The organism is Polaromonas sp. YR568, assembly GCF_900116715.1.
In the GTDB taxonomy this organism is placed as follows: Bacteria; Pseudomonadota; Gammaproteobacteria; order Burkholderiales; family Burkholderiaceae_C; genus Polaromonas.
Genome location: NZ_FPBM01000005.1, coordinates 120,648 through 138,781, shown reverse-complemented (window position 1 = coordinate 138,781; position 18,134 = coordinate 120,648). Strand labels below are relative to the sequence as shown.

At 61.9% G+C, this 18,134-nt stretch carries 17 protein-coding genes; 3 read left to right on the top strand and 14 right to left on the bottom strand.

The annotated features are described in order from the left end of the window. The first annotated feature begins 49 nt into the window (after positions 1 to 49). Positions 50 to 352 (top strand): DUF1840 domain-containing protein, encoded by a 303-nt coding sequence (locus tag BM408_RS12580; protein WP_092130215.1) that lies wholly within the window; start codon positions 50 to 52, stop codon positions 350 to 352. A gap of 147 nt (positions 353 to 499) precedes the next feature. On the opposite strand, the gene arr is transcribed toward BM408_RS12580, so the two are convergent. From arr to BM408_RS12525, 11 genes are all read right to left on the bottom strand, one after another. Then, complete coding sequence (gene arr / locus BM408_RS12575; RefSeq protein WP_092130214.1) at positions 500 to 895, bottom strand: NAD(+)--rifampin ADP-ribosyltransferase; 396 nt, start codon at positions 893 to 895, stop codon at positions 500 to 502. A gap of 46 nt (positions 896 to 941) precedes the next feature. Then, positions 942 to 1,895: a Bug family tripartite tricarboxylate transporter substrate binding protein gene (locus tag BM408_RS12570; RefSeq protein WP_254774809.1), complete on the bottom strand. Its 954-nt coding sequence runs from the start codon at positions 1,893 to 1,895 to the stop codon at positions 942 to 944. Between the two features lie 223 nt (positions 1,896 to 2,118). Beyond that, positions 2,119 to 3,114 carry a tripartite tricarboxylate transporter substrate-binding protein gene (locus tag BM408_RS12565; protein ID WP_092130212.1) on the bottom strand — a complete coding sequence of 332 codons (996 nt, stop codon included), beginning with the start codon at positions 3,112 to 3,114 and terminating at the stop codon, positions 2,119 to 2,121. Between the two features lie 125 nt (positions 3,115 to 3,239). Beyond that, positions 3,240 to 4,496 (bottom strand): phenylacetate--CoA ligase family protein, encoded by a 1,257-nt coding sequence (locus BM408_RS12560; RefSeq protein ID WP_092130211.1) that lies wholly within the window; start codon positions 4,494 to 4,496, stop codon positions 3,240 to 3,242. Positions 4,497 to 4,506: 10 nt separating this feature from the next. After that, entirely contained in the window at positions 4,507 to 5,316 is an 810-nt protein-coding gene (locus tag BM408_RS12555; RefSeq protein ID WP_092130210.1) for an ABC transporter ATP-binding protein, read from the bottom strand. A gap of 189 nt (positions 5,317 to 5,505) precedes the next feature. Beyond that, positions 5,506 to 6,837, bottom strand: a complete 1,332-nt coding sequence (locus BM408_RS12550; RefSeq protein ID WP_092130209.1) for an ABC transporter substrate-binding protein — start codon at positions 6,835 to 6,837, stop codon at positions 5,506 to 5,508. Between the two features lie 132 nt (positions 6,838 to 6,969). Further along, a complete protein-coding gene (locus BM408_RS12545) occupies positions 6,970 to 8,046 on the bottom strand; it encodes a branched-chain amino acid ABC transporter permease (protein ID WP_092130208.1) in 1,077 nt (358 codons plus the stop codon). 20 nt (positions 8,047 to 8,066) lie between these two features. Then, positions 8,067 to 8,996, bottom strand: coding sequence for a branched-chain amino acid ABC transporter permease (locus BM408_RS12540; RefSeq protein ID WP_092130207.1), 930 nt, complete (start codon positions 8,994 to 8,996; stop codon positions 8,067 to 8,069). Between the two features lie 18 nt (positions 8,997 to 9,014). Further along, positions 9,015 to 9,797, bottom strand: coding sequence for an ABC transporter ATP-binding protein (locus BM408_RS12535; protein ID WP_092130206.1), 783 nt, complete (start codon positions 9,795 to 9,797; stop codon positions 9,015 to 9,017). Continuing rightward, a complete protein-coding gene (locus tag BM408_RS12530) occupies positions 9,794 to 11,740 on the bottom strand; it encodes an AMP-binding protein (protein ID WP_092130205.1) in 1,947 nt (648 codons plus the stop codon). The genes BM408_RS12535 and BM408_RS12530 overlap by 4 nt, the downstream gene beginning before the upstream one ends. A 143-nt stretch (positions 11,741 to 11,883) precedes the next feature. Beyond that, on the bottom strand, positions 11,884 to 13,083 hold the full coding sequence (locus BM408_RS12525) for an ABC transporter substrate-binding protein (RefSeq protein ID WP_175541772.1): 1,200 nt from the start codon (positions 13,081 to 13,083) through the stop codon (positions 11,884 to 11,886). 148 nt (positions 13,084 to 13,231) lie between these two features. On the opposite strand from BM408_RS12525, the gene BM408_RS12520 reads away from it, so the two are divergent. Next, complete coding sequence (locus BM408_RS12520; RefSeq protein WP_092130204.1) at positions 13,232 to 13,978, top strand: Crp/Fnr family transcriptional regulator; 747 nt, start codon at positions 13,232 to 13,234, stop codon at positions 13,976 to 13,978. A gap of 8 nt (positions 13,979 to 13,986) precedes the next feature. Here the strand turns inward: BM408_RS12520 and BM408_RS12515 are convergent, their stop codons facing one another. Continuing rightward, positions 13,987 to 14,613, bottom strand: coding sequence for a pyridoxamine 5'-phosphate oxidase family protein (locus tag BM408_RS12515; protein ID WP_092130203.1), 627 nt, complete (start codon positions 14,611 to 14,613; stop codon positions 13,987 to 13,989). A gap of 26 nt (positions 14,614 to 14,639) precedes the next feature. Further along, complete coding sequence (locus BM408_RS12510; RefSeq protein WP_092130202.1) at positions 14,640 to 15,575, bottom strand: LysR family transcriptional regulator; 936 nt, start codon at positions 15,573 to 15,575, stop codon at positions 14,640 to 14,642. Between the two features lie 101 nt (positions 15,576 to 15,676). Between BM408_RS12510 and BM408_RS12505 the strand changes: the two genes are divergently transcribed. Then, positions 15,677 to 16,468 carry a sulfite exporter TauE/SafE family protein gene (locus tag BM408_RS12505; protein WP_092130201.1) on the top strand — a complete coding sequence of 264 codons (792 nt, stop codon included), beginning with the start codon at positions 15,677 to 15,679 and terminating at the stop codon, positions 16,466 to 16,468. A gap of 230 nt (positions 16,469 to 16,698) precedes the next feature. Here the strand turns inward: BM408_RS12505 and BM408_RS12495 are convergent, their stop codons facing one another. Beyond that, a complete protein-coding gene (locus BM408_RS12495; RefSeq protein WP_092130199.1) occupies positions 16,699 to 17,952 on the bottom strand; it encodes a WD40 repeat domain-containing protein in 1,254 nt (417 codons plus the stop codon). Between the last annotated feature and the right edge of the window lie 182 nt (positions 17,953 to 18,134).

Sequence of the window (18,134 nt, the reverse complement as noted above, 5' to 3'; positions counted from 1 at the left end):
TGAAAACTTCCCATAATGACTTGTCTGTTTTTAACCCGAGGAGCCATCCATGCTTTACAAATTCAAATCAAAAGACGCCGGCGACGTGATCATGCTGGAAGCCAATGGCCGCAAGGTGCTGGAAATCATCGGCAAAGACGCCGGGCCCAAAGGCATCATCCTGCCCGAGCAAATGCCGGCCGCCATCGCTGCGCTCAAGGCGGCGATTGCCCATGAGGAAGCCCACGACGCCAATGCCGAAGATGGCGTCGTCCCCGGTGACGGCCTGGGCCTGCGCCAGCGCGCCATGCCCTTTATCGACATGCTCCAGCGCAACCACCAGAACGGCCACGAGGTGGTCTGGGGCGTCTAGGCGTCTGGACGGGTAGCGAAGCCGCGGCGGCGGCTCCTATATATGCGTGAATAAAAAAGCCCTGGTGACAGGGCTTTTTGCATTCTGGGGGATGTGTGACCGGCGCTATTAAAAATAGCTCAGCCCCAACCGCTTCTATCGTCGGCCCTAGTTAAGAATTTCTCCCATTCCTGTCTGGACGCGAATTCTGAGTTGCCGAATGAACTCCTGATCGTAGGGTTCCCAGCTTTCAAGTTCGCCGATGACTTTCAAAGGAGATCCACTTCGGTATGACCGCGTTGGGTTGCCGGGAAATTTTTTGTCCGTGACGTTGGGGTCGTTCTCAAACTCTCCCGTTGGCTCAACGATGTAAACCCGGGGTGCACCTTCGCCTTTGGACATCTCCGCAGCAAGCCCAGCCCCCTTTGACAAAGCCGTGAAATAAATATGGTTCATCACAACACTGTCGTCGTAGTTTGATCTGAAACCTGCCGTCAACAAGTCGCCAACCTGCATATCTGCTCTCGTACCGTGATAGAAGGGCCCGGCGTCTAAAACACCCATGCATTTGCCTCTAAAAAATCAGGGGAAAATCCAGTCTTCCGGATCCTCAGTCCACCTTCGCCCCCGACGCCTTCACCACCTGCGCCCACTTCTTGTGCTCGGCATTGATAAAGGCGGTGAACTGCGCCGGCGTATTCCCGCTCGGAATCGCTCCCTGCGCCAGCAGCTTTTCCTTGATGGCGGGCGTGTTGAGCGCTTTGGCGGATTCCTGCTGGATGCGGTTGACGATGTCGGGCGGTGTGCCGGCGGGGGCCAGCAGGCCAAACCACGAGCTGGCGTCAAAACCCTTGAGTGCCGGGCCGCCGGCCTGCTCCACAGTAGGAACATCCGGAACCGCCGCCGAGCGCTCCGAACTCGTCACAGCCAGCGCCTTGAGCTTGCCGGACTTGATCAGCTGCATGGACGAAGGCAGGTTGTCGAACATCACATCCATGTCGCCGCCCACCAGAGCCAGCAGCGCCGGGCCGGAGCCGCTGTACGGAAAGTGCGTCATGTAAGTGCCACTCATGGTCTTGAACAACTCGCCCGCCAGATGGATGGACGTGCCGTTGCCGCTGGAGGCCATGTTGAGCTTGCCGGGGTTGGCCTTGGCCACCCGGATGAAGTCCGCCACATTGTTGATGCCTGCGGCCTTGGCTTTTTCAGTGTTGACCACCATCACATTGGGCACGCCCGCCACCAGGGTGATGGGCGCAAAGTCCTTTTGCGGGTCGTAGCTCATCTTGCTGTAAAGCGACTTGTTGATGCCGTGCGTGCCGACAGTGCCCATCAGCAGCGTGTAGCCGTCAGGGGCCGACTTGGCCACCACATCGGCGCCGATGTTGCCGCCGGCGCCGGCGCGGTTTTCCACCACAAAGGGCTGGCCGAAGGCTTTGGACAACTCAGGCGCCATGGCCCGGGCCAGGATGTCGGTGGTGCCGCCGGGGGCGAAGGGCACGATGATTCTGACGGGTTTGGCAGGCCAGCTGGCGCTTTGCGACCAGGCGGAGGGCGAGGCCATAAAGGTGGCAAAGGCGGCCAGCGTGGTGGCGAAGAGGGCGCCGTAGCGCTTCGAAAGCAGGGGTTTGTTGTTCAAGAGCTGTCTCCAGGATGGCCGGCTGTGGCCGGGATCACACGAACATAGCGTGCAGGGATGGCCTCTTCAAGAGGGTTAAACCCGGCGGGCATGAAAAAAGCCGCCCGGCGCGAACCGGGCGGCTTTTTGAAATCAAAAGGTAAGCAGATCAGTCGGCAAACTTGCCGGCGGCTTCGATCACGGGCTTGAGCTTGTTGATCTCGGCGGCCACAAAAGCTTTGTGAGCGGCGGGCTCGACACGCTTGTCGGTCACGACCACGGCGCCAAGGCCTTCCTGCTTCTTGATGAACTCTGGGTCCTTCAGTGCGATCTTCAAGGCATTGTTGATCTGGGTCATCACGGCGGCCGGCGTGCCCTTGGGCGCGTAGAGGCCGTGCCAGATCGTCAGGTCAAAGCCTTTGAGGCCCATTTCCTGCAGCGTGGGGTAGTCCTTGAGCAGCTTGTTGCCCGACAGCGGCTTGGCAGTCGTCACGGCGAAAGCCTTGACGCGGCCTGCTTCGATCTGGCCGGTGGTGTTGGTGGTCTGGTCGCACATCATGTCAACCTGGCCGCCGACCAGCGCATTCATCGCGGGGGCCGTGCCGCCGAAAGGAATGGTGGTCATCGCGTCCTTGGCGTTGATGGCCGACTGCCACATCAGGCCGCACAGGTGCGAGGCTGAACCCAGGCCCGCGTGGGCGATGTTGAGCTTGCCGGCGTTGGCGCGGATGTAGTTCTCGAAGTCGCGGTAGTTGTTGGCGGGCAGCTGGGGCTTGCCGATGATGGTCATGGGCACTTCATTGATCATGCCCAGGAATTCGAAGTCGTCCAGCACCTTGTAAGGCAGCTTGCGGTACAGGCCGGGCGCTGCCGCCATGCCGATGTGGTGCAGCAGCAGGGTGTGGCCGTCGGGCGTGGCGCGTGCCACCTTGGCTGCGCCAATGGTGCCGCCGGCGCCGTTGACGTTTTCAACGACGAAGTTGGCGCCGCCGCCCATGGACTTGCGCATGGCTTCGGCCAGGTCGCGCGCCACGCGGTCGGTGGGGCCGCCGGCTGCGAAGGGCACCACAAAGGTGATGGGCTTGGAGCCGGGGAATGCGGGGGCTTGGGCGTGGGCGGCAAAAATGGCCGTCGCGGCAGCGGCGAGGACTAACAGGCGTTTCATGAGCGTCTCCTTTTTGATGAACGCGCCAAGTTTACGGTTCCATTACCGGTAGAACATCGCGGGAACTACGTAAGGGCTATCCCGTTTACTGCCTGCCTTGCCGGGGCTTCCCGACAACTTTCCGCTTATTTATAGCTCCTTGCGTCCTCAATAACCTTCCCGTCGTTGGGGAGACTTCCGGGCGCCACCAGCTGTACCGTGCCGCGCAGCTTGGTGACGTCGCGGATCACCTCGCCGATGCGCTGGTCCAGGCCTTCCGGGGCCGAGGCCGTTTCGGCCTGAAAGTGCATGCTGTCGTTGGCCATTTCGCCGCTGACGACCAGCCTGGCCTTGAGCACCTCGGGAAAGCGCCGGGCAATGTCGGCAACCTGGCCCGGGTGCACAAACATGCCGCGCACCTTGACGGTCTGGTCAGCCCGGCCCATCCAGCCCTTGATGCGGGTGTTGGTGCGGCCGGTCGGGCAACTGCCCGGCAGCACGGCAGAGAGGTCGCCCGTGCCGAAGCGGATCAGCGGGTAATCGGGGTTCAGCGTGGTGACGACCAGCTCGCCGACCTCGCCCTCGGCGACCGGGTCGCCGGTGCCCGGGCGCACGATTTCCACGATCACGCCTTCGTCCAGCACCAGGCCCTCGCGGGCCTCGGTTTCATAGGCGATCAAGCCCAGGTCGGCCGAGGCGTAACACTGGTAGGCGGTGATGCCGCGCTCGGCCAGCCAGTCGCGCAGGCTGGGCGGAAAGGCCTCACCCGAGACCATGGCCCGCGTCACGGTGGGTAGGGCCAGCTTCATCTCGGCGGCTTTTTCAACAATGATCTTGAGAAAGCTCGGCGTGCCGACGTAACCGGCGGGTTTGAGCTCGGCCATTGCCTGCACCTGCTGCTCGGTTTGCCCGGTGCCGCCCGGAAACACGGTGCAGCCCAGCGCATGGGCGCCGCTTTCCATCATGGCGCCGGCCGGCACGAAGTGGTAGCTGAAGCAGTTGTGCACCAGCTGCCCCGGCCTGAAGCCGGAAGCGTACAGCGCGCGCGCCAGGCGCCAGTAATCCTTGCGCGTGCTGTCAGGCTCGTAAATCGTGCCGGGGCTGGCGAACACCCGCGGCATCGCGGCGCCGTAGCGCAGCGCGCTGAATCCGCCGAAAGGGTCGCTGCCGCCGGCCTGGCGCGCGGCCTGCTGGCGCTCCAGCAGCTCATGCTTGCGCGTCACAGGCAACTGCGCCAGCGCGGCGCGCGATGTCACGGCCTGCGCATCGACATTTTTGAGGATGGTGGTGAAGGCGGGGGCGCCCGTCTTGGCATGCGCGATCTGCTGCGGCAGCGCGGCGAGCTGGGCGGCCTCGCGGCTGGCGTGCGGCCGGTGTTCCAGGGTGTCGAAGAAATTGCTCATGTGCCTGCCCTCACGCCAGCCAGCGCTTGCGGCGCTTGTAGCTCTTGACGTCTTTAAAGCTCTTGCGCTCGCCGCCGCCCACGCCGAGGTAGAACTCCTTGACGTCTTCATTGTTGGCCAGGTCGCTCGCCGCGCCGTCCATCACCACGCGGCCGCTTTCCATGATGTAGCCGTAGTCGGCGTACTTGAGCGCCATATTGGTGTTTTGTTCGGCCAGCAGAAAGGTCACCTGCTCCTTCTGGTTCAGGTCTTTCACGATGTTGAACACCTCTTCGACGATTTGTGGCGCCAGGCCCATGGAGGGCTCGTCCAGCAGCACCATGGTCGGGCTGGCCATGAGCGCGCGGCCGATGGCACACATCTGCTGCTCGCCGCCGGACGTGTAGGCCGCCTGCGAGGTGCGCCGGGTTTTCAGGCGTGGAAAGTAGTTGTAGACCTTCTCCAGGTTGGCCGCCACTTCCGCCTTGCTGGTGCGTGTGTAGGCGCCGGTCAGCAGGTTTTCCTCGATGGTCAGGTGGGCAAAGCAGTGGCGCCCCTCCATCACCTGCACCACACCGCGTTGCACCAGGTCGGCCGGCGAGAGGTTTTCGATGCGTTCGCCGCGCAGCTCGATGGAGCCCTTGGTGACCTCACCGCGCTCGCCCCGCAGCAGGTTGGAGATGGCGCGCAGCGTGGTCGTCTTGCCCGCGCCGTTGCCGCCCAGGATGGCCACGATGCGGCCCTGCGGCACTTGCAGCGAGACGCCCTTGAGCACCAGGATCACGTGGTTGTAGATAACCTCGATGCCGTTGACGTTGAGAACGATGTTAGGTGTTTCCATATTTTTCCTGACCAATCTTGAGGGCTGCTGCCAAGGCAATCAGCCCTCAAGGCTGGCGACTCGCGAGAGCCACACCCCTCCCGCCTGGCGGGAGGGTTTCAAGGCAAGGACACCGCGGATCCGGCTTTGCCGGTCCGCCTGTGTCGCCCCTTGAGGGGGAGGCGGCGCAGAGCGCCGCCACGGGGGGAGCTAGCTTTGGCAGTCAGCCGCGCTGCGGCGTGTCATCTTCTTGTCGGCGAGGTATTTGTCTGCGCCGGCCTTGATCATGGGTTTCAGAATCTGCTCGTCGGCCTGGATGAAGTCGGAGCTGAATTCCCACTTGCTGCCGTTCCAGGTCTGCACGCGTGCGGCGGTCGAGCCCATGTGATCAGAGCACGAGGTGCTGATCGGGCGCATCACTCCGCTAAAGCCCAGCGCGTCCAGGCGCTTCTGGTCCAGCGCGAGGTTTTCCATGCCCCAGCGCACCTGCTCGCCGGTCATGACCTTGCCCTTGCCGAAACGTTCCTGCGCGCGGCGAACCGCTTCGATGCTCAGCATCTGGATGATCACGCCGCGCGTGTACAGCACCTGGCCGACTTCATCCTTGGGGCCCGTGCCCTGGCCTTTGTCGTGCACATACTTCATGATGTCCTGAATGACCTTGGGCTGCGTGCCCGAGGTGTTGAGCGCCAGCGCGTTGTAGCCCTTGGCGCCTTCGCCCACGTCTTTCACATCAGGCTCGGCGCCGGCCCACCACACGCCGTACATCTTGTCGCGCGGATAGCCGGTGGCCTGCGCTTCCTTGAGGGCGGTGGAATTCATCACACCCCAGCCCCACAGCAGCACAAAGTCCGGGCGGGTCTGGCGCACTTGCAGCCAGGCTGATTTCTGCTCGACGCCGGGCGCCGTGACGGGAATCAGTTGCAGGTCAAAGCCGTGCATCTTCGCGCGCTCCTGCAGCAGCGGAATCGGCTCTTTGCCGAACGGCGAGTCGTGATAGACCAGCGCAATCTTCTTGCCCTTGAGCTTGTCCAGGCCGCCTTCCTTCTTGCCGATGTGCTGGATCAGGATGTCGGCGCCCGTCCAGTAGCTGCCCATCAGCGGAAAGTTCCACTTGAAGGCCTGGCCGTCCTGCGCGACCGAGAGGCCGTAGCCCAGCGTGATCAGCGGCACCTTGTCGGTGGGGACTTTTTCGGTCAGCGCAAAAGTGATGCCGGTGGCTTGCGGGTCGAACACGGCCACGCCGGGCCGGCTCTTCAGGCGTTCATAACATTCCACGCCGCGGTCGGTGGCGTAGCCGGTTTCGCATTCCTCATACGTCAGCTTCACGCCGTTGATGCCGCCGTCGCGGGCGTTGATCATCTTGAGGTAGTCCTGCTTGCCGTTGGCCCAAGGCACGCCGTTGGGCGCGTAGGGGCCGGTTCGGTAAGACAGCAGCGGAAAGAATTGCTCCTTCGCTTGCGCATAAGCGCTGGTCGTCACCAGGGACGAAGCGCCGGCGGCGATGGCCGCCACGGCCAGAATCAAACTGCGAATCTTCATTGTTGTCTCCTGAAAATTAAAAGCAATACACCCTGAAAAAACACATCCACATATTCGAAAAGAAGCGGATACCTGAGTAAACGGACAAAGCCCTGAAAACACATTGGTAGTTGCGAGCAGTCCTTGAGCCGGTCAGTGGGGGAAGGGCCAGAGGCGTAATTTCTGTTTGCCGATAGACCACAGCTTGGCCAGACCATGCGGCTCCACAATCAGGAACCAGACAATCAGGCCGCCAAAAATCATGAGCTCCGCATGCGAAACGCCCGCGGTGCCCATCTCATACCCAAAGAGCCGCGTGATAGCCGGCAGCGCCTGGCTCAGCACAATCGGCAGGATGGTGATGAAGGCCGCGCCCAGGAAGCCGCCCAGGATGGAGCCCAGGCCGCCGATGATCACCATGAAGAGCAGGCGGAAGGAGAACTCCACCGAGAATGCTGCCGGCTCCCAGGAGCCGAGATGCACAAAGGCCCAGAGCGCACCGGCCATGCCGATGATGAAAGAGCTGACCGCAAAGGCGCTGAGCTTGGCGTACATGGGGCGTATGCCGATGACGGCGGCCGCCACGTCCATGTCGCGTATCGCCATCCATTCACGGCCGATAGCGCCGCGCACCAGGTTTTTGGCCAGCAGCGCAATCACCACCAGCAGCGCCAGGCACAGCAGGTACTTCGACACCGCACTCTCAATCGGCAAACCAAACACCTGCAGGTTGTTGACCGAGATGGAGCCCGAAGGCGAATCGTTGGTAAACCACTTGATGCGCAGAAACATCCAGTCGCTGAAGAACTGCGCGGCCAGCGTGGCGACGGCCAGGTACAGGCCCTTCACGCGCAAGCTGGGCAGGCCGAACAGAATGCCGAAGGCCGTCGCGCACAACCCACCCAAGATCAGCGCCGGGATCAGCGGCATGCCGGGGATGCGCACAAAGAAGTTGTAGGCGCCGTAAGCACCCACGGCCATAAAGGCGCCCGAGCCCAGGGAGATTTGCCCGCAGTAGCCGACCAGGATGTTCACCCCCAGCGCAGCCAGCGAGATGATCAGGAAGGGAATCAGGATGGCGCGAAACAGGTAGTCGCTGGCCAGCAGCGGCACTGCCACAAAGGCGAACAACAGGAAGAGGGCGATAAAGACGCGGTCCTGCAGGATGGGGAAGATCTGCTGATCCGCCCGGTAGGTGGTTTTGAACTGGCCGTTTTCTCTGTAAAGCATGTTGTGTTCTTTTTCTTTATTCAGACGCGGTCGATGATCTTCTCGCCGAACAGCCCTTGTGGCCTGAACAACAGAAATCCCAAAGCCAACACATAGGCGAACCAGATTTCAATGCCGCCACCTACAAAAGGCCCGAGATAAACCTCAGACAGCTTCTCGCCCACGCCGATGATCAGCCCGCCAATAATCGCGCCGGGCACCGAGGTCAGGCCACCCAGAATCACAACCGGCAGCGCACGCAAAGCCACGGTGGCGAGTGAGAACTGCACACCCAGCTTGCTGCCCCAGATCATTCCGGCCACCAGCGCCACCACACCGGCCACACACCAGACGATGACCCAGATGCGGTTGAGCGGAATGCCGATGGATTGCGCGGCCTGATGGTCGTCAGCCACGGCGCGCAGCGCACGGCCGGTAGCCGTCTTCTGGAAGAACACGCTCAGCGCGGCCACCAGCACCGCGGCGATCAGCGCCGCGTAGAGGTCTTCCTTGTTGATCAGCACGCCGCCCTGGAAAGCGGACTCCAGCACAAAGATGGGCTCCTTGGGCATGCCGATGTCGATCTTGTAGATGCTGCTGCCGAACAGCGTCTGGCCCAGGCCTTCAAGAAAGTAGGCAATGCCCAGCGTGGCCATCAGCAAAGTCGCGCCTTCCTGGTTGACCAGGTGGCGCAGCACCAGGAACTCAATCACCCAGGCCACCACAAACATGATGGCGCCGGCAATCACAAAGGCGGCGATGTTGGCCAGCAGCAGGCTGTTGATGCCCGTCCACTGCGGAATCCATTCCGAAAAGCGCGCCATCGCCAGCGCGGCAAACAGCACCATCGCGCCCTGCGCGAAATTGAAAACGCCCGAAGCCTTGAAGATCAGCACAAAGCCCAGCGCCACCAGCGAATACAGCATGCCGGCCATCAGGCCGCCAAGAAGTGTCTCTAAGAAAAAAGCCATCTTGTTAGTCCTGCCGCTTTAATGACTGGTGCCCAGGTAGGCCCGGATCACGTCTTCGTTATTGCGTACTTCGTCGGGGCTGCCGTCGCCGATTTTTTTACCGTAGTCCAGCACGACCACGCGGTCGGAGATATCCATCACCACCCCCATGTCGTGCTCGATCAGCACCACGGTCGTGCCGAACTCATCATTCACGTCCAGTACAAAGCGGCACATGTCCTGCTTTTCTTCAACGTTCATGCCGGCCATGGGCTCGTCGAGCAGCAGCACCTGTGGCTCCATCGCGAGGGCGCGGCCCAGGTCCACACGCTTTTGCAGGCCGTAGGGCAACTGGCCCACCGGTGTTTTGCGATACGCCTGGATTTCCAGGAAGTCGATGATTTTTTCCACCGCCTCGCGGTGCATGATTTCTTCTTTTTCAGCGGGGCCTATGCGCAGCGCCTGCAGCAGCAGATTGCTTTTGATCTTGAGGTTGCGGCCCGACATGATGTTGTCGAGCACGCTCATGCCCTTGAACAGCGCCAGGTTCTGGAAGGTGCGCGCTACGCCCATCACTGCCACCTGGTGGCTGTTCATGTGCTTGAAGGTCTGTCCGCGGAAGGTGATGGAGCCCTGCTGCGGCGCATAGACGCCGTTGATGCAGTTGAGCATGGAGCTTTTGCCCGCGCCATTGGGGCCGATGATGGCGCGTATCTCGTGCTCCTTCACATTGAAGGAAATATCCGAGAGCGCCTTCACGCCGCCAAAGCTCAGGCTGATATTTTTGACGTCCAGGATGACGTCGCCGATCTTCTTGGTCATGCTGCCGCCTTCACGGGTGCAAAGGTTTGGGTGTCGCTGATCTTCAGGGTCGCGCTCACGCTGCCGCTGCGGCCGTCTTCGAACTTCACGACGGTTTCAATGAACTGTTCGGTCTTGCCGCTGTACAGCGCATCGACCAGCGGCAGGTATTTTTCGGCGATAAAGCCGCGTCGCACCTTGTTGGTTCGTGTGAGCTCACCGTCATCGGCGTCCAGCTCTTTGTGCAGCACCAGGAAGCGGCTGATTTGCGAGCCTGCCAGCAGCGCATCCACGCTCAGGTCGGCATTGACCTTCTCGACGCATTCCTTGATCAGCTGGTAGACCTCGGGCTTTTGCGCCAGGTCGGTGTAGCCCGCATAGGGCAGGTTGCGGCGCTCGGCCCAGTTGCCCACGGCGTCGAAGTCGATGTTGATCATCACGCAGACCTGTTCGCGGCCGTCGCCGTAGGCCACGACTTCCTTGATGTGCGGGAAGAACTTGAGTTTGTTCTCCACATACTTGGGCGCGAACATGGCGCCGTCGTTGGCGCCGCCCTTGATGCGGCCCACGTCTTTGACGCGGTCAATGATTTTGAGGTGGCCGCCGGCATCGATAAAACCTGCATCACTGGTGTGATACCAGCCGTCGGCGCTCAGCACCTCGGCCGTTGCCGTGGGGTTTTTGTAGTATTCCTTGAGCAGGCCGGCGGACTTGACGAGGATTTCGCCGTTCTCGGCCACCTTGATTTGCACCCCTGCGATGGGCACGCCTACGGTGTCGGCGCGTGCCTCGTTGTCCGGCTGCAGGCAGACAAACACGGCGGTCTCGGTCGAGCCGTAGAGCTGCTTGAGGTTGATGCCGATGGAGCGGTAGAAGGTGAAAAGGTCGGGGCCGATGGCTTCGCCGGCGGTATAGGCCACCCGCACGCGTGAAAAGCCCAGGGTGTTGCGCAGCGGGCCGTAGACCATCACGCTACCCAGTGCATACAGCAGCCTGTCCATGCCGCCCACAGGCTTGCCGTCCATCAGGGCCGGGCCGGCGCGTTTGGCCACGCCCATGAAATAGTTGAACATGCCGCGCTTGATGCGGCCCGCGTCTTCCATGCGGATCATCACCGTGGTCAGCAGGCTTTCAAAAATCCGCGGTGGCGCGAAGTAGTAGGTCGGGCCCACTTCCTTCAGGTCAATCGTGACCGTGCTGGCGCTTTCGGGGCAATTGACCACATAGCCGCAGGCCAGCCATTGGGCGTAGCTGAAGATGTTCTGGCCGACCCAGGCGGGTGGCAAGTAGGCCAGCACTTCTTCGGCAGAGGTGAGTTTGTCGAAATCGGCGCCGGCCTTGGCGCGGTCCAGCAAGGTGTTGTGGGTGTGGACCACGCCCTTGGGGTTGCCCGTGGTGCCGGAAGTGAAAAACATCGCAGCCACATCGTCATGATGGGCTTTCCCGACTTCAGCCTCGAAGAAGCCGGGCTGCTTTGCGGCAAAGGCTTGGCCTTTTTCCAGCAAGGCGTCCAGCGACTGCAGGCCCTGCTCGGCATAGTTGCGCAGGCCGCGCGGGTCGTCGTAAATGATCTGGTCCAGCTGCGGGCACTGGCCGCGGATTTCCAGCAGCTTGTCGACCTGTTCCTGGTCTTCCACCAGCGCAAAGCGCACGTCGGCATTGTTGATGGGGTAAACGCACTCGGCGCCCACGGCATCCTGGTAAAGCGGAATCGGTATGGCGCCCAGCGCCTGCGCGGCCAGCATGGTGGCGTAAAGGCGCGGGCGGTTGGCGCCGATGATCACCATGTGCTCGCCGCGCTGCAGGCCGGCTTCATGCAGGCCGCAGGCGATGCGCTCGACCAGCTGCGCCATGCCGGCCCAGCTGTGCGCCTGCCAGATGCCGTACTCTTTCTCGCGCATGGCGGCGGCGCCGGGGCGCTCGGCCGCATGTTTGAGCAGCAATCGTGGGAACGTGGTCTGCATTCGCTTTCTTGTCTCCGTTGTGTGCGGCCTTCTGCGAAACCGCTGTATGTCATGCATGGTAGGACCGGCTTTGACGCTGCGGTGTCATTGCGACGACAATTTCCGGGTAAGTCCTACTGGGGTGTGCCCGGGGTCTGCCCGGTTTATCGGATAAAGCGCCCGTCGCGCGAAACCATGGTCAGCTCCACAAAGCGCGAGGCGTTGTGGGCCGAGTCGCTGAAGCTCACTTCAAAGCCGCCGAGGTCGTAACGCTTCAGGGCCCAGGTGCTGTCGATGAAACCGGCGCGCGTCGGGTTCTTCCCCGCGCGGCGCAGCGCCTCGGCAAAAACCCGCGCATTGATATAGCCCTCCAGCGCCAGGTGCGAAGGCTCCAGCGTGACGCCGGCCGCCTTCCAGGCCTGCTGGAACTCGCGCACCATGGGCACCACCGTGTTGCCCGGCAGCGGCACCACCTGCGACACCGCGATGCCGGTGGCGTCTTCGCCCATGGCCTTGAGCGTGGCGGCGGCGCCCATGATGGACAGCGCATAGAGCGACAGCCCCTTGCGCTGCGCGCGTATCGCTTTGACGAAGTCGATGGTCGGCTTGCCGGCCAGGCCCACCAGCACGGCCTCCGGGTTGGAGCCTGCAATCTTTGTAGCCGCCGCGGCGGCATCCGAGGAGTTGTTTTCCACCGTGACAATCGCCGTCGCCTCCAGCTTGTGTTTGGTCATGGAGCGCTGGGTGGCGTCGAAGACTTCTTTGCCGAAGGAGTTGTTCTGGTAGACGATGGCGATGCGCCGGATGCCGATGGTCGCCAGGTGCTGCACCAGCTGCTCGGCTTCGTCGGCGTAACTTGCGCGGATGTTGAACACATTGCGCGCATTGGACGGGCGCACCGACAGCGCGCCCGAAAACGGCGCGAAGAAAGGCATACCTGACTCCACCACCTGCGGCAGCATGGCCTCGATCATCGGTGTACCCATGCAGTTAAAGAGCGCGAAGTTGCTCTTGTCGTCGATGAAGCCTTTTACATTACCTAGCGCGCGTTTGACGTCATAGCCGTCGTCGGCCACTGTGAGTTCGATCATGCGGCCGTTGACGCCGCCCTTGGCGTTGATGCCGGCAAAGCAGGCCTTTGCGCCCTGGTGCATGGCCTGCCCCAGCTCGCCCAGCGGCCCGCTCAGCGCGGTGGATTGGGCGATGCGCAGCGGGCCGGTGTCTTGGGCATACGCAGGCCCGTAGAGTGCGACAGGCACGGCGGCGAGTGCGCCCAGCATGCGGCGGCGCGTCAGCCGCGCGCGCTGTGAGTTGCTGCCTGCGGCAAATGAATCGGGCGGCGAAGGTGTGCGGTGTTCGGTCATGGCGGGGTCTCCTGGCTGTTGTTGGTTTGCTGTCTTGGCGGGGCCGATGCTATGCTTTGGATTGGCAATGAAATGTCTATCCGACGACAATCCAAGGGTTGCGCCCGCCCCGGACTTTCCCTGACTTGCCGCCAGAAAGTTGCGAGCCATGTCCACTGAACCGCCTCTTCACCAGCGCCGCAGAAACCCCACCGCCGACGAGTTGCGCGGTATCCCCTGGCTGCCCTTGCTGCAACCTGAAGAAAGGGCGCGCGCCGTGGCGGGGCTGCAGGTGGGCGACGCCGCGCCGGGCGACTATGTGTGCCGCGTGGGCAAGCCAGTGACCTATTGGTTTGGCGTGGTGGAGGGCCTGCTCAAAATGAGCAGCGACAACGAGCAGGGCATGACCATGACGTTTACCGGCGTGCCGCCCGGCGGCTGGTTCGGCGAGGGCACGGCGCTCAAGCGCGAGCCCTACCGCTACAACATCCAGGCGCTGCGCAAAAGCGTGGTGGCGGGCCTGCCGGTGGAAACCTTTCATTGGCTACTGGACCACTCCATCGGCTTTAACCGCTTTGTGATGAACCAGCTCAACGAGCGCCTGGGCCAGTTCATCGCCGCGCGCGAGATCGACCGCATGAACAACCCCGACATCCGCGTAGCGCGCAGCCTGGCCGCGCTGTTCAACCCGGTGCTCTACCCGGGCGTGGGTGAGATCCTGCGCATCACGCAGCAGGAGATGGCTTACCTGGTGGGCCTGTCACGCCAGCGCGTGAACGAGGCCCTCAGCGCCTTGCAGGCCCAGGGTTTTATCCGCATCGAATACGGCGGCCTGCGTGTGCTGGACCTGGGCGCCTTGCGCTCCAGCGTGTTTGCCGGCAAGAACGAGGGGGTACCCCCTGCGGGCAAGCGCTAGCCCACAACTCAATACAGCGTGGACTTCTGACGCGCGGGCAGTTCGCGGTCGTACTTTTCACCGTCTATGGCTGCCGCCGTCAGCGCCTGCAGCATGGCGCCTGGTGTGGGCACGTCCGGCCGGCCAGTCGGCGTGGACTGCCAGAGCTTTGAGCGCTGTATGGCGCGCGCGCACTGGAAGAACACCGACTCAACCTCGATCACGATGACGCAGTGGGGCAGCTTTCCCTCCACGGAAAAACGCTCCAGTACATCGGGTGCAACCGTGATGCGGGCCCGCCCATTCACGCGCAGCGTCTCGCCGACGCCAGGGATCAAAAACAGCAGCGCCACGCGCGGGTCGGCCAGCAGGTTGCGCAGGCTGTCGATGCGGTTGTTGCCGCGCCGCTCGGGCAGCAGCAGCGTTTTGTCGTCCTGGATCGCCACAAACCCCGGCGGGTCGCCGCGCGGCGAGGTGTCCAGCCCGCCGGGCCCGCTGGTGGCGAGCACTGCGAACGGTGAAGCCTGGATTAGCGCCTGGTAAGCCGGGTGCAGGTAGCCGACCTCTTTCTGGAGGGACGGCGCGGCGACGGCACTGAACAGCGCCTCCAGTTGCGGCAGGCTGGTGATGGCGTGAGGGTCGGCGGGTGTGTTCATGGGTCTGACTTTATCGCTTTGGTCTTTTACTTTGGCTTTTTGCCGGAGGGCGAAGGGGCAGGCGCGCACAGCGCCTCCACCAGCTTGATCGCCGGCACCGACAGCTGGTCAAATCGGCGCGCGCACACCAGCAACTGCCGGTCGGCCCAGGCGTCTGTCAGTTTGAGGATGCGCAGCTTGCCCGCGCCCGCATGGCTTTCGGCCTCGATGGCGGGCACCACAGACACGCCGACGCCGGCCTCCACCATGCGGCAGACGGCTTCAAAGCTGCGCAGCCGTATGCGTGTGCGCATGCGCAGCCCCAGGCGCTCGGCCTGCAATGTCAGGTGTTGATGCATGGCGCTGTCTTCGTCCAGCCCGACAAAATCATGCGCCAGTGCCTCAGCGAACGCGATCTGGCGCTGGCGGCTGAAGCTTTTTCCGGATGCTGCGGCCGGCACCACCAGCACCAGCCGGTCGCGGCGAAATGCTTTGGATTCGAGGTTGGCAATATTGGTGGAGTCGGCCACGATGCCGAGGTCGGCAATTTGGGCCAGCAACTGAGCCACGATCACATGGCTGGGGCGCTCTTCCAGCTCGATGTCAATGGCCGGGTGGCTGTTGAGGAAGCTTGCGAGCGCCTGCGGCAGGTAGCCGGTAATCGCGGCGGTGTTGGAGAGCAGGCGCACCTTGCCCGCCAGGCCGCCCGCATAGTCGTCGATCTCGCCGTGCATGCGCTCGATCTGCTGCAGCACCAGCCGCGCATGGTGGGCCACGGCCAGCCCAGCCTTCGTGGGCTTCACGCCGGCGCGCAGGCGTTCCAGCAGCGGCACACCCAAGGCATCCTCCATGCCGCGAATGCGCGCGCTGGCCGAAGCGAGCGCAAGGTGCGAGAGCTTGCTGCCGGCCGTAATGCTGCCGGTGTCGATGACATGCAGAAAGAGCCGCAGGTCGATCAGGTCAAAGCGGGTGTTGGCTGGCATGGGGTGATGGTGTGGTTTGGGTCCAGCCTTCGGAAACGACGAAGGCTGTAAACGGATATTACCGCTTGAGCACCCACGCATCACTGCGCAGAATCGGCTGCATGAACTGGATGAACAACTTCGCGGGCACCGGGCAAGAAACCCTTTTGATGGGCGTTGTCATCTCGGTATTCCTGCTGGCCGGGCTGGTCAAGGGCGTGGTCGGGCTGGGCCTGCCGACGCTGTCCATGGGCATGCTGGCCGGCGTTATGCCACCCGCGCAGGCGGCTGTGCTTCTGATCCTGCCTTCGTTACTGACGAATGCCTGGCAGATGTGGGACGGCGCCGCGCTGGCTGCCTTGCTGCGGCGCCTGTGGCCCTTGCAGCTGGGTGTTGTTGCGGGCACGCTCTGGGCGCCGGTCAGCCTGGTCACGCTCGATGCGGGCCTGGCTTCGGTCGGTTTGGGCGCTGCTCTGATTGTTTATGCCTTGCTGGGGCTGTTCGCGATACCGCTGGCGGTGCCCAAGCGCGGCGAGCGGGTTTCTTCGCTCGCTACCGGCTTGATCACCGGCGCCATCACCTCGGCCACCGGTGTGTTTGTCTTTCCCGCCGTGCCCTACCTGCAGGCCCTAGCGCTCAAGAAAAATGAGCTGGTGCAAGCGCTGGGCCTGTCTTTCACCGTGTCCACCGTGGCGCTGTTCCTGCGCCTGGCCATGGAGGGCTCTTTTGCGATGGGCAACCTGCCCGGCGGCTGGAGCCTGCTGCTGCCCCTGCCGGCCGCCCTGCTGGGCATGGCCGCCGGCCAGAAGCTGCGCGGGCGTGTGGGTGAAAAGAGCTTCAAGCGCCTGTTTTTTGTGGGCTTGTTTCTGATAGGTGCTTACATGGTCGCCCGCGGCGTGATGCGCTGGCATTGAGTAGCGCTGGTATGGTGGAAACCCATAGTGATGTTTCGCAGGCTATGGAGGGCCTCCACGTCAAAGCTGCGCGTCTCGTCCTTATGCTTGAGAGTGCCGCCCTTGCAGCGGGACACGCCGAACCAGAAGAAGGGCTCCCGTCATTGCTTGCGTCTCTGTTGGACGATATCGACGTCTTGAGAGCGCTTCACCTGCGTGTGGTGATGCGGCACCGTTGCACGCACCAGTGATCATTTTTCGTTGACTTTCGGAGGCAAAGCAGCGGGATTGAAACGATAGAAATGAACTAGATTGAGCTCAGCGACAGCTAGTGTGCCCTCTGGCGCGTGCATTGCGATGCGCAGCGTTTCTCTTGGTGCAGGGGCGGTCGCCACAATGCGTAACTGGGTCGTATCCCAAAAGTGAAGGGCGGAACCCAAGCCAATCATCAGGTTTGAACCAGGAACGGCACTTAGGTCACCGGCAATGCCTCTGGGCGCGTCTTGAGGAGGATTAAGTTCGTCGACGGGAAAGAACTGCTTGCTAACCCAGTCCATGCGTGGCGGGTTTGCCATTTCCCCGACCAATGCAAATCCATTGTTCGTGTCCCACACGCGGGTAGGCGACGCGCCAAACGACACCAGCTTGCTTCCATCCGCTGTGTAGGCAATGCCTTTGAGCAATGCGGGGTTAAATAGCACCTTTTTGACGCCTTTATGCTCCATATCGACTATCACGATGGGCGTAGTGCCACTGTTTTCGGGGAAACCAAAAATCGTTGCTCTTTTAAAAAATTGAGCCCCCTCTAAAGCCACTTCTGGTCGGGTCGGGTGGCAGCTCATTCGCCAGTACCCTAGGTGTTGATCTGGTTTATCTGCAAAAGGATTTCTGGCGTTAACTTCGCCGGCAAATTTCCCCGTTGCGATCTCATATGTCGCGACCACTGAACTGCGATGTACAACAACCAGACTTGGCAATGCGGAGGATTGGCAGAAGCCGTCTGCACTCCCACCATACAAGCGAGACCCAGGGCCTGCCAGTTGCGCAATCTCCTTGCGCTGCTCCAGATCCCACACCCGAGCCAGGATGTATCGGGTTTTGTCTTGTTGAGCCGGTAATTCCGCAGGATCGTCATAAATACGCGGAAACTTGGGCTCTCCGTTTTTGGTGTCCACAAAGTCTTGCGCAACCACATACTTGCCATCCGCGCTGAAAAGAGCCTCCTGGCCCGATGAGTTTCCTGGTCTACGCCTGCTTGGAATCACAAACAGAGATTTCTTGTTTTCAATATCCCAGACTTCAACCTCGTCGCGGAGGAAATAGCCAACCGCCAGCAATTTCCCATTCGGGTGCCATGCAATGGACTGGATTGCGTACGGCACCTCAAGCAGGCCGGCAGGTACCAAAACCTCTGGGGACTTGCTGCATGCACTCAGGCATAGCAACACGGCGCAGTAAACCAAGCTTCTGAACCAATGCGAAAGAGACATCTTTTTGTTTCTCATTTGCAATTTTCCGTCTCTGAAACCAGTACATAGTAGGCCTTCGTCATAGGCCCCGCCCAGCGAAATGCTGGATTTTTACACCTTCTTTATACCGGCCACCCCTCTTTCATCCCCGTTTTTACACGCCGAATCCGACACTTTCTCCATCGTTATTCGTTGGAGAAAGATCATGGATCTTGCAT

Excerpts from the sequence above, each read along its gene's own strand:
- BM408_RS12580 (WP_092130215.1), top strand. The coding sequence starts at position 50 with ATGCTTTACAAATTCAAATCAAAAGACGCCGGCGACGTGATCATGCTG.
- BM408_RS12555 (WP_092130210.1), bottom strand. The coding sequence starts at position 5,316 with ATGGAAACACCTAACATCGTTCTCAACGTCAACGGCATCGAGGTTATC.
- BM408_RS12510 (WP_092130202.1), bottom strand. The coding sequence starts at position 15,575 with ATGCCAGCCAACACCCGCTTTGACCTGATCGACCTGCGGCTCTTTCTG.
- BM408_RS12570 (WP_254774809.1), bottom strand. The coding sequence starts at position 1,895 with ATGGCCTCGCCCTCCGCCTGGTCGCAAAGCGCCAGCTGGCCTGCCAAA.
- BM408_RS12535 (WP_092130206.1), bottom strand. The coding sequence starts at position 9,797 with ATGACCAAGAAGATCGGCGACGTCATCCTGGACGTCAAAAATATCAGC.
- arr (WP_092130214.1), bottom strand. The coding sequence starts at position 895 with ATGGGTGTTTTAGACGCCGGGCCCTTCTATCACGGTACGAGAGCAGAT.
- BM408_RS12560 (WP_092130211.1), bottom strand. The coding sequence starts at position 4,496 with ATGAGCAATTTCTTCGACACCCTGGAACACCGGCCGCACGCCAGCCGC.
- BM408_RS12540 (WP_092130207.1), bottom strand. The coding sequence starts at position 8,996 with ATGGCTTTTTTCTTAGAGACACTTCTTGGCGGCCTGATGGCCGGCATG.
- BM408_RS12530 (WP_092130205.1), bottom strand. The coding sequence starts at position 11,740 with ATGCAGACCACGTTCCCACGATTGCTGCTCAAACATGCGGCCGAGCGC.
- BM408_RS12545 (WP_092130208.1), bottom strand. The coding sequence starts at position 8,046 with ATGCTTTACAGAGAAAACGGCCAGTTCAAAACCACCTACCGGGCGGAT.
- BM408_RS12565 (WP_092130212.1), bottom strand. The coding sequence starts at position 3,114 with ATGAAACGCCTGTTAGTCCTCGCCGCTGCCGCGACGGCCATTTTTGCC.
- BM408_RS12515 (WP_092130203.1), bottom strand. The coding sequence starts at position 14,613 with ATGAACACACCCGCCGACCCTCACGCCATCACCAGCCTGCCGCAACTG.
- BM408_RS12505 (WP_092130201.1), top strand. The coding sequence starts at position 15,677 with ATGAACTGGATGAACAACTTCGCGGGCACCGGGCAAGAAACCCTTTTG.
- BM408_RS12495 (WP_092130199.1), bottom strand. The coding sequence starts at position 17,952 with ATGAGAAACAAAAAGATGTCTCTTTCGCATTGGTTCAGAAGCTTGGTT.
- BM408_RS12525 (WP_175541772.1), bottom strand. The coding sequence starts at position 13,083 with ATGACCGAACACCGCACACCTTCGCCGCCCGATTCATTTGCCGCAGGC.
- BM408_RS12520 (WP_092130204.1), top strand. The coding sequence starts at position 13,232 with ATGTCCACTGAACCGCCTCTTCACCAGCGCCGCAGAAACCCCACCGCC.
- BM408_RS12550 (WP_092130209.1), bottom strand. The coding sequence starts at position 6,837 with ATGAAGATTCGCAGTTTGATTCTGGCCGTGGCGGCCATCGCCGCCGGC.